Origin of the sequence: Ureibacillus sp. 179-F W5.1 NHS (assembly GCF_045369345.1) — a bacterium.
Lineage (GTDB): Bacteria > Bacillota > Bacilli > Bacillales_A > Planococcaceae > Ureibacillus > Ureibacillus halotolerans.
Window position 1 is genome coordinate 1 of record NZ_JBIQFG010000068.1, and the last position, 9,547, is coordinate 9,547.

At 35.5% G+C, this 9,547-nt stretch carries 10 protein-coding genes; 2 read left to right on the forward strand and 8 right to left on the reverse strand.

Annotated features, from left to right (window positions below; translation table 11 throughout):
* Positions 1–174: 174 nt before the first annotated feature.
* The 3 genes from tatC to ACH0B5_RS17280 all read right to left on the reverse strand — a co-directional run bounded on the left by tatC (position 175) and on the right by ACH0B5_RS17280 (position 1,961).
* A complete protein-coding gene (gene tatC / locus ACH0B5_RS17270; RefSeq protein WP_341362782.1) occupies positions 175–1,002 on the reverse strand; it encodes a twin-arginine translocase subunit TatC in 828 nt (275 codons plus the stop codon).
* A 19-nt stretch (positions 1,003–1,021) separates the two neighbouring features.
* Positions 1,022–1,249, reverse strand: a complete 228-nt coding sequence (locus tag ACH0B5_RS17275) for a twin-arginine translocase TatA/TatE family subunit (RefSeq protein WP_122973487.1) — start codon at positions 1,247–1,249, stop codon at positions 1,022–1,024.
* Positions 1,250–1,328: 79 nt separating this feature from the next.
* On the reverse strand, positions 1,329–1,961 hold the full coding sequence (locus ACH0B5_RS17280; protein ID WP_122973488.1) for a redox-sensing transcriptional repressor Rex: 633 nt from the start codon (positions 1,959–1,961) through the stop codon (positions 1,329–1,331).
* Positions 1,962–2,145: 184 nt separating this feature from the next.
* Between ACH0B5_RS17280 and ACH0B5_RS17285 the strand changes: the two genes are divergently transcribed.
* Positions 2,146–4,095 carry an ABC-F family ATP-binding cassette domain-containing protein gene (locus ACH0B5_RS17285; protein WP_341362783.1) on the forward strand — a complete coding sequence of 650 codons (1,950 nt, stop codon included), beginning with the start codon at positions 2,146–2,148 and terminating at the stop codon, positions 4,093–4,095.
* A 472-nt stretch (positions 4,096–4,567) separates the two neighbouring features.
* Here ACH0B5_RS17285 and tsaD read toward each other — a convergent pair whose 3' ends face one another.
* From tsaD to ACH0B5_RS17310, 5 genes are all read right to left on the reverse strand, one after another.
* Entirely contained in the window at positions 4,568–5,581 is a 1,014-nt protein-coding gene (gene tsaD / locus ACH0B5_RS17290; RefSeq protein WP_122973490.1) for a tRNA (adenosine(37)-N6)-threonylcarbamoyltransferase complex transferase subunit TsaD, read from the reverse strand.
* The gene (rimI, locus tag ACH0B5_RS17295) at positions 5,574–6,023 is read right to left on the reverse strand and encodes a ribosomal protein S18-alanine N-acetyltransferase (RefSeq protein WP_122973491.1); all 450 of its coding nucleotides are present in this window, start codon (positions 6,021–6,023) and stop codon (positions 5,574–5,576) included. Before rimI ends, tsaD begins: the two co-directional genes overlap by 8 nt.
* Positions 6,024–6,026: 3 nt before the next feature.
* On the reverse strand, positions 6,027–6,728 hold the full coding sequence (gene tsaB, locus ACH0B5_RS17300; protein ID WP_122973492.1) for a tRNA (adenosine(37)-N6)-threonylcarbamoyltransferase complex dimerization subunit type 1 TsaB: 702 nt from the start codon (positions 6,726–6,728) through the stop codon (positions 6,027–6,029).
* Positions 6,725–7,177, reverse strand: a complete 453-nt coding sequence (gene tsaE, locus ACH0B5_RS17305; RefSeq protein ID WP_122973493.1) for a tRNA (adenosine(37)-N6)-threonylcarbamoyltransferase complex ATPase subunit type 1 TsaE — start codon at positions 7,175–7,177, stop codon at positions 6,725–6,727. Before tsaE ends, tsaB begins: the two co-directional genes overlap by 4 nt.
* A 160-nt stretch (positions 7,178–7,337) precedes the next feature.
* Positions 7,338–7,694, reverse strand: a complete 357-nt coding sequence (locus ACH0B5_RS17310) for a hypothetical protein (protein WP_122973494.1) — start codon at positions 7,692–7,694, stop codon at positions 7,338–7,340.
* A 647-nt stretch (positions 7,695–8,341) separates the two neighbouring features.
* Between ACH0B5_RS17310 and ACH0B5_RS17315 the strand changes: the two genes are divergently transcribed.
* Complete coding sequence (locus ACH0B5_RS17315) at positions 8,342–9,355, forward strand: C40 family peptidase (protein WP_406928214.1); 1,014 nt, start codon at positions 8,342–8,344, stop codon at positions 9,353–9,355.
* Positions 9,356–9,547 lie beyond the last annotated feature (192 nt).

The window sequence follows — 9,547 nt, forward strand, 5'->3', positions numbered from 1 at the left end:
GTCTAACAAAATTAGGAGATTGCGTGTTTATTTTTTCTGAATTTTATCTGTACCCCAACAAATATTTTAGAGCCATTGTTTTTTTCATTATAAATAAAAAAATACCCCATAAGAGAGACTTTTTTTAAGTGTCTATCTTATAGGGTACATTTTACTTTCGAAAATAGGCTTTTATTATTGATGATTTGACATTTCTTCAATTTGACGTCGTTGTTCTGCTAACAATTGTTCTACTTGCATTTTTTGAGCAGCCTCTTTTTCTTCCTGTATCCGTTTTTCCTCAGCTACTTGATATTTCTTATAGCCAATTCGGGCAATGACAATACTCACTTCATATAAAACGAAAAGCGGAATAGAAATCATTATATAAGAAATTATATCTGGCGGGGCTACTAATACCGCAATGACAAATAAAACAAAATACGAATACTTACGGAATTTAACCATAAGTTGTGGATTTAATATCCCTAATCTTGCTAAAAATAACATGACAACTGGTAGTTCGAATATTAAACCAAAAGGTACAACCAGTTTAAATAAAAAGGAGAAATATTCGTTAATACCTATCGTTTGTTGAATTTCAAGGTCATTCGATAAAGTCATCATAAAGTGCAAAACATTTGGGAATAAAATAAAATACCCAAAAGCTAGTCCTCCGATGAACAGTAAAAATGCATAGGGAATATATTTTAATGTCGCTTTTCGTTCCATCTCATGCAACCCTGGTGTAATAAAAGCCCAAAGTTGATAAAGAATAACTGGCGATGTAATGATAATTGCTACAATAAACGTTACTTCTAAATAAACTGTAAGGGGATCCCCTACTTTAAAAGCATTTAAAGTTAATTCCTGTGCTTCTTCACTAATCTGTATAAAACGAATGATGGGCTTTGCAAAATAAAAGCTGACAATTAAAGCTAGAACAAAGAAAACTGCGCAAATAAAAAGTCGCTTCCTCAATTCCTCTATATGTTCAATAACAGTGAGTTCTTTTGGATTCATATTAAAAGACATCCTTAACTTACTTGTTTTCTTTATCTACATTTTGTTGCTCGATGACATTAACGTTCTTTTTATTCATATCTTCGTCATCTTCTACTAACCCTTTTGCTCCCTTTTTGAACTCGCGAAGGGTTGTCCCTACCGCTCTACCTAATTCAGGTAATTTTTTCGGTCCAAAAATTAATAGGGCTACAATACAAATAATAACAACGGCAAATGGTGAAATTGCATTTAAATGCACAACCACTGTAGCCACCTCCTCTAATATATGTACATTTTAACGCATCTTGTCGCAATTTGCTAATACATAATGTAAACACTTTGTGTCAGTCACTATTGCGGATTAAGTAAATTAATGCCTCTAGTTCGACTGACAAATCGATATTCATTAACTTCATACTATCCGGTACATTTAAACGGACAGGTGTAAAGTTTAAAATCCCTTTTGCATCAATAGCAGCTAATCGATCAGCCATCATTTGTGCTGAGCGGGAAGATACCGTTAAAATAGCTAATTCTGCGTTATATTCATGGTACATTTCTTCTAAACGATCTGGATGGTAAAGGGGAATCCCATTTACTTCTGTTCCCTCATAAGGTGCTTTTGTATCAAACGCAACGACAATTCTTGTATTGTGGTTTTTTTGAAAATTGTATTTTAAAAAGGCATTTCCTAGGTTCCCCACACCTATTAAGGCAACGTTCGCCCCTTCATCTTGATCAAGGGTCTGTCTAAAGAACTCTAGTAAATAGAGAACATCATATCCGTATCCTTTTTTCCCAAGCGCTCCAAAATAAGAAAAATCACGACGAATCGTAGCTGAATCAATTTTCATTGCTTCACTTAATTCCTGTGATGAGATTCTTCTTTTCCCTTCATTGGCAAAGTTTTGTAAAAAACGATAATAAAGAGGAAGTCTTTTTGTCGTTGCTTGTGGAATTTTCATTTCTTGCTTCACCCATTATCCCCCAATCTTTTCTCGGGGAACTTTTCATTTCCTCGAGTGTCAAAATTTCATCCCTTATAATGATTACGAAATCGAAATCGATTTCATATTACTAAACATGTACAAATAAGTAAAGCATCCACATTGCGAAGGAATTCTTCATCAATTACACTTAAGATAGAACTGAGGTGTAAAAATGATCGTCTTACAAGTAAATCAATTATATAAATCTTTTGTGACAGATGAAATATTAAGCGGCGTTAAATTAGAAATTCAACATAGAGATCGGGTAGCTTTAGTCGGGCGTAACGGAGCAGGAAAATCGACATTACTCAAAATCATCGCTGGGCAAATGTCCTATGATTCCGGTGAGATTATTATTCCAAAGGATGTGAAAATCGGTTATTTGGAGCAACATACTGGGCTCGAATCGAAACTATCCATTTGGGATGAAATGATGACGATTTTCGACTCTTTTCGTAACCAAGAAAAACATTTACGTTCCCTTGAACAAAGAATGGCTGACCCAGCTGTTTATGGCAATGAGGAAGTGTATGCCCGCGTTATGGCAGAGTACGACCAACTTCAGCATGATTTCAAAGAAGCGGGTGGTTATCAATATGAAGCGGATACCCGTTCTGTTTTACATGGCATGCAATTTTATCCCGAAGATTATGATAAACCTATCTCCTCCCTATCAGGTGGACAGAGAACCCGCTTAGCGTTAGCAAAGCTTCTTTTAAGTAAACCTGATTTATTAATTTTGGACGAGCCGACAAACCATCTTGATATTGAAACTTTAAGCTGGTTAGAAAATTACTTAAAGGGGTATGAAGGAGCGATTTTAATCGTATCCCATGACCGTTACTTTTTAGACCAAGTTGTCTCCATTGTTTATGAAGTATCAAGAACCCATGTAACAAAATATGTTGGAAACTATAGTGCTTATCTAGCTGAAAAAGCAAAAAACTATGAACGTGATATGAAATTGTACGAGCGACAACAGGATGAAAAGGCAAAATTAGAAGCATTTATTCAAAAAAATATCGCCCGCGCTTCTACAACGAAAATGGCCCAAAGCCGAAGAAAAGTGCTGGAACGTACCGAATGGATGGATGCTCCGGATGGTGATGAACGTTCTGCTAATTTCGGTTTTACAATTGAACGCCAAAGCGGAAATGATGTACTTTCCATTGATGATTTAATGATTGGCTATGATGGAAAAACGATTTCGAAAAATATTCATATGCGAATTTTCCGGGAAGATCGCATCGCCCTTGTCGGTCCAAATGGAGTTGGAAAATCCACTTTACTAAAAACAATCGTAAAGGATTTACCGATTCTTTCCGGAGATATTCGATATGGTGCAAACGTTCAAATTGGTTACTATGACCAGGAACAAGCAAAATTAAAGAGCAATAAGACTGTTCTTCAGGAGCTTTGGGATGAATGGCCACTTATGAATGAAAAAGATATCCGTACGATATTAGGAAGATTTTTATTTAGTGGTGATGATGTAACAAAAACGGTAAATTCCCTTTCCGGAGGTGAAAAAGCCCGACTTGCTCTAGCTAAGCTCATGATGCAAAAGGCTAATTTACTCGTTCTAGACGAACCGACAAACCATTTAGATTTAGATAGTAAAGAAGTGTTGGAAAACGCCTTAATCGATTATCCAGGAACATTACTTTTCGTTTCCCATGATCGTTATTTTATTAACCGAATCGCATCGAAGGTCGTTGAATTATCTGGAACCGGTTCCTTTGAATATTTAGGTGATTACGATTATTATCTGGAGAAAAAGCAGGAACTACAAGAATTAGCTGAAATGAAAGCTCAAGTTGCAGCTGCCAAAGGGGTTGAATCCCCTTCCCAATCCAAATCCTCTACTTCCCAAATTGATAAAGAAGCAAAAAAACGGGAGCGTCAAATTCGACGGACAGTGGAAGACATTGAAAAGAAGATGGCTACTTTAGATGAACAAATTAACACTATTGAAGAAAAACTATGTGACCCGGAAATTTTTAAAGATCACGAACAAGTTTTGAAATATCAATCGGAGTTAGATTCAGTAAAACAACAACACGATGAATTGGAAGTACAGTGGCTTGAGCTTAATGAAGAGCTAGAAAACATTATTTCATAAACTATACCATGTGCATAAGCACATGGTATTTTTATTATTCATAAATAATTTACATATATCTTGGTCAATAGACAAATTTCGATAAAAAATTTCCACAAATTTATTCACATGAAAGGATTAGTAATATCAACATATCAACACACTTTTCCACATTATCCACAGTTTTATAAAAAAATATCCACATTCTTTTGTGAAAAAATCCATACTATATATAGGTTTACCACAAGTTATACACAAGTTATCCCCAGTTTGTGCATAAGTACGAATGTTCGCCTTGACAATTTCATCATAATATTGTTCGCCTGTGGATAAGATTTCAGAAAAATTATACAAAAAATGAAAAAATCAATAAGTGAAAGGAAATTACACAAAAAATAGCGGTTTACGACACCGTAACTCTATTCCGTATATTTTTCGGCAATATTAAAAAGTCACAAATGTTGATAACTCCACAACATTTGTGACTTCATTATTATATCCAACTCTTTAATTCTTTACCGGGAATACCATTCATGGATAAATCTCCACGAACTCCCGCATCATACATATAGGTTGCAGCAGCTCCAATCATTGCTGCATTGTCCGTACAAAATTTTAATGGTGGTACTGTAAACGGAATCTGTTCTTTTTCAAAGGCTTGTTCTAAACTTGTTCTTAAGCCTTTATTGGCTGATACACCACCAGCAGCAATGACTTGTTTAACGTTAAATTCCTTTGCCGCACGAACCGTTTTTGCAGTTAGAACTTCTACAACACTATCTTGGAAACCTTTTGCGACTTGTTCAGGGATAATTTCTTCTCCACGCTGATCCATATTATGCTTATAGTTAATAACGGCCGATTTTAAACCACTAAAGCTAAAGTCATATGTATCGTCTAGCCAAGCTCGTGGGAACTCTACTCCTTCATTTGCTTCATGGGCAAGTCGGTCAATATGGGGACCTCCTGGATAAGGCATATTTAATACCCGCGCTACTTTATCGTAGGCTTCACCAGCTGCATCATCTCGAGTTTCCCCTATCACTTCAAAACTTCCATGCTCTTTCATAAATACTAATTCTGTATGTCCCCCAGATACGACAAGGGCTAGTAAAGGGAACTGCATCGGTTGCACTAATGCATTCGCATAAATATGACCTGCAATATGATGCACTGGAATAATCGGTAGATTATGAGCGAAAGCAAATGCCTTTGCCGCATTAATTCCGATTAATAAAGCCCCTACCAATCCTGGTCCTTCTGTTACTGCTATAGCCGTTAAATCCGATGGTCGCATGTTCGCTTTTTCCAATGTTTCTTCAATTACAATTGTTATTTGTTCTACATGATGACGAGAAGCGATTTCTGGAACAACACCGCCAAAACGTTTCTGACTTTCTATTTGAGAACTAACTACGTTTGAAATAATTTCATGACCATTTCGAATAATGGCAGCAGCCGTTTCATCGCAACTCGTCTCTATTGCTAAAATAATTCGATCACTCATTTAAATTCACCCACATTACAAGAGCATCCTCTTGATTATCTGTATAATAACCTTTTCGTATTCCACCATCTTGGAACCCAAGCTTTCGATAAAGGTTTTGTGCCACGTTATTTGAAACCCGTACTTCTAAGCTCATAACATCTACACCGTGTTCCTTCGCGATTCGCATTGCCTCTCTCATTAATCCTTCTCCAATTCCTTGTCCTCTCGCAGCATCAATAACTGCAACATTTGTAATTTGAGCAGAATCAATAACAAGCCACATACCGCAAAAGCCGACAATATTGCCATGTTCATTTTCCGCGACAATATAATAAGCAAATTGATTTTCTCTCATTTCATAATGAAATGAATCTAGCGTCCACGGAGTAGGAAAGGAAGCAAGCTCAATCCCATGTACCGCTTCTACATCCTCTGGGGTCATTCTCCGATAAAGTATCATTTATTATTGCCCCTTTTTTTGATCCTGAATCCAATTCGCTTCAGCTTGCGCCAATCGATGATACTGAGGAACAAAATGATGAACTTCCTCTATACTTGGTAATGGCTTTGTTTCAGCTATCGCTATTAACTTGGAGGCACGGGGTAATGCGATGGTCGATGGTGCAAATATTGCATGCTCACCTAATTTTTCTATCATTTTATCTTTAAAAATCTCTACGTCTGCTCCAATGAATAATACAAGTTTGTTTAATGAATGTAATTGGCTTAATAAATCATCAATTGATACGTGACGTTCTTCCATTACCGTTTCCAATTCCCATCCCTGATAAACACCTGCATAGACATTTTGTCTTCTCGCATCAAATAATGAACAAATGATACCATTAAACAATTCACCGTTTGCTGCTAACGTTTTTAAACTTGATACCCCTACTAATGGCTTTTTTAACGTCCAAGCAAGGGTTTTGGCAATTGTTACGCCGATACGAATGCCTGTATAGGAACCCGGTCCTTCTGAAACTGCAATTGCATCGATATCAGCGGGTTTTAGTTTCGCTTTACTGAATAGTTCCTGTATCGCTGGCATAGCCGTCACCGAATGGGTTAACTTTACATTTTCGACGATTTCAACTAATACTTGTCCATCTTTTACTATTGCTATAGAAAGCGGTGAATTTGATGTTTCTATTCCTAACCAAATCATTTAAATAACTCCTTACATAACCGTTCGTAACGCTTTCCGATTGGTTTTAGTACAAATTTTCGTTTATTGTCATCGATGCGATAAATTTCAATAGCAAGTCTTTCATCAGGTAAATACTCTTCTATTAAATGGGCCCACTCTACTACTGTTACCGCATCACCATAGAAAATTTCATCCCATCCAAGATCTTCGTTACTATCCGCAAGACGATAAACATCTAGATGGTTAAAGGGAAGCCTTCCTTCATACTGCTTCATTATTGTAAAAGTCGGGCTATTTACCGTCCTTGAAATTCCTAATCCTTTTGCAAGGGCTTGCGTAAAAGTTGTTTTACCAGCACCTAAATCCCCTTCAAGGGTTATCGTATCTTGTGGTTCCAATAATTCTGCTAGTTGATGAGCTAATTTTTGAGTTTCCTCTAAGGAGATAACTTCTTTTTCTACAATCATTTTTAACGTATCCTCTCACAATCACATTACCATAAGTTTACCTAAACAGCGTTAAATGTTCAAAGTGTATACCTTCTAATTACAAAATAAAGCACATCTTTCTATCCAATCTATTTATTATTGAGAAAACGGTTCTATTTAAGATGTGCTTTATTTCTTTTTATCGAGATGAATAACCACGTTTTTGAATAATTTTTTTCTGCTCTAACTTTCCATCCTGAAAGTGAATTTCATAAGATTGAGTTAGTAATAGTTCATCATCCCAAATATACACGTCTTCGGATATTTTTTCACCTCTACCCTTTGCTACTCTTACAACATCCGAATAAGACATTCCATCTTCTAATTGTGTAAACTCATCTTCATTCATATACCTTTGCCAACTATAAGAATTTTCATCTTCTATATCATGATATTGATTTACTTCAAAATACCATTTAGCAAATAATACAGCAATCGCCGTAATTAGGATAAATAAAAGGGCTAATAAATTTCTTCTATAACGTTTTTTATTCATAAAATCACCTCGAAAATGACATCACTACTACTATATTTATGTGACCCTGCCAACATGTGACTTTACTTTAAAGTTGAATAATTTGTTATAGACAAAAAATTTTATGAACAGTCTTTTAAACCTAATATTGAAATGTTTATTGAAAGAAAAATGCTTATTAAACGAACAGTAAAATCTTCACTTCTTGCCAAAATCAACTTTGAATGGGAACCATTTGATAAGAAGAACAGTCTATAGTCTTGAGGAAGTCTGTATGTTTAAGGTAAATAGGGTACGTAATTCCACCAAAGAGACAAATACTCTCAATACGTCCTTAGAAGCGGGGCTTTCTTCAGTCAAATAGAAAATCGAGGCCATATAACTTTTAAGAGCTAATTGAAACGTATATAAGGAAATGTAACTCACCTTATACATAATCGGAATAGAAAGTTTGCCATTCACTATGAAACAAAAAAACTAGTTACTAAATAGAATTAAATATCCAAAATCAACTTATGTAACATGTTTCATAACTTTTTTTAATGATTTGGAAGATTACGATCATGGTAGTTCAATTATTCAGCTTTAATCGTTTAGATCCTTAAGTGGAACAAGTACTCCATCTATCTTAGGCAAAACTCTTCCTCAAAAAATAGGAGGAATTTTTTATGAAAAAATCATTAGTTTTATCTACCGTACTAATTGGATCACTTATTGGAGGGAATTCTGTTTTTGCAGCTACAACCCATACTGTAAAGAGTGGAGATACTTTATCTGAAATCGCTCTAGAAAATTCTATTACCGTAAACGAACTTAAATCATTAAACAATTTAAGTTCTAGTCTAATTTTCCCTGGTCAAATTCTTAAATTATCTGATGAAACTTCAAACTCAAAATCAAACACAACAACTAGTTCAACAACTTACATTGTACAAAAGGGAGATTCTCTTTCTAAAATTGCTGCAGCTTATGAGGTGACTGTTAACGATTTACTAAAATGGAACCCGTCTATTAAAAATGCATCATTCATTTCCATTGGACAGAAACTTGTAGTTAATGAAAGTAAAGGAGTAGCTTCTACTATTAATTCTAGTACTACAACAAGCACTAATTCTACTTATATAGTGAAGCAAGGGGATTCCCTTTCTAAAATTGCTGCAAATCAAGGAATTAGTCTTAGTAAACTATTAAGTTATAATCCACAAATCAGTAATCCATCTTATATTTATGTTGGTCAAAAAATTAATTTAGCAAGTTCATCTTCATCTACTTCCAATACGGTTAAAGAGGATATCACAGCTTCTGTCAGTGGTAATGAAATCGTGACTTATGCTAAAAAATTCCTTGGGGCTTCCTATTTATATGGAGCTAGTGTGAATCGAACGGATGCTTTTGACTGTTCTTCATTCACTTATCGAGTTTTCAAAGATGCAGGAAACATTACTTTACCAAGAACATCTAGTGCTCAAGCAACAGTTGGAAAAACTGTAGCTATTTCTTCTGTACAACCTGGGGATTTAGTTTTCTTTGATACAGATTTTAATGGTGCAATTAACCACGTTGGAATTTATGTTGGTAACGGCCAAATGATTAGTGCTGCGACATCAAGCGGTGTATCCTATGGAAATATAACTTCCGGCTACTGGAAAGAACGTATCGTTAAAGCTACTAGAGTTCTTTAATATATCTATAAAGAAGTCGATTTTAAATCGGCTTCTTTTTTAATACGACTCTCCTGCTTTTGTATGTTGGGAGCTTTTTTGGGTATTAAAAAAGACCACTGAATCTCAGTGGTCTCTATTTGCCTAGCAACGTCCTACTCTCACAGGGGCACCCCTCAACTACCATCGACGCTTTCTGCGAAGCGCGATGAC

Bases quoted from the DNA above. Each gene is read 5' to 3' on its own strand.
- ACH0B5_RS17310 (WP_122973494.1), bottom strand. From the start codon at position 7,694: ATGAATAAAAAACGTTATAGAAGAAATTTATTAGCCCTTTTATTTATC.
- tsaE (WP_122973493.1), bottom strand. From the start codon at position 7,177: ATGATTGTAGAAAAAGAAGTTATCTCCTTAGAGGAAACTCAAAAATTA.
- rimI (WP_122973491.1), bottom strand. From the start codon at position 6,023: ATGATACTTTATCGGAGAATGACCCCAGAGGATGTAGAAGCGGTACAT.
- ACH0B5_RS17315 (WP_406928214.1), top strand. From the start codon at position 8,342: ATGAAAAAATCATTAGTTTTATCTACCGTACTAATTGGATCACTTATT.
- tsaD (WP_122973490.1), bottom strand. From the start codon at position 5,581: ATGAGTGATCGAATTATTTTAGCAATAGAGACGAGTTGCGATGAAACG.
- ACH0B5_RS17285 (WP_341362783.1), top strand. From the start codon at position 2,146: ATGATCGTCTTACAAGTAAATCAATTATATAAATCTTTTGTGACAGAT.
- tatC (WP_341362782.1), bottom strand. From the start codon at position 1,002: ATGAATCCAAAAGAACTCACTGTTATTGAACATATAGAGGAATTGAGG.
- tsaB (WP_122973492.1), bottom strand. From the start codon at position 6,728: ATGATTTGGTTAGGAATAGAAACATCAAATTCACCGCTTTCTATAGCA.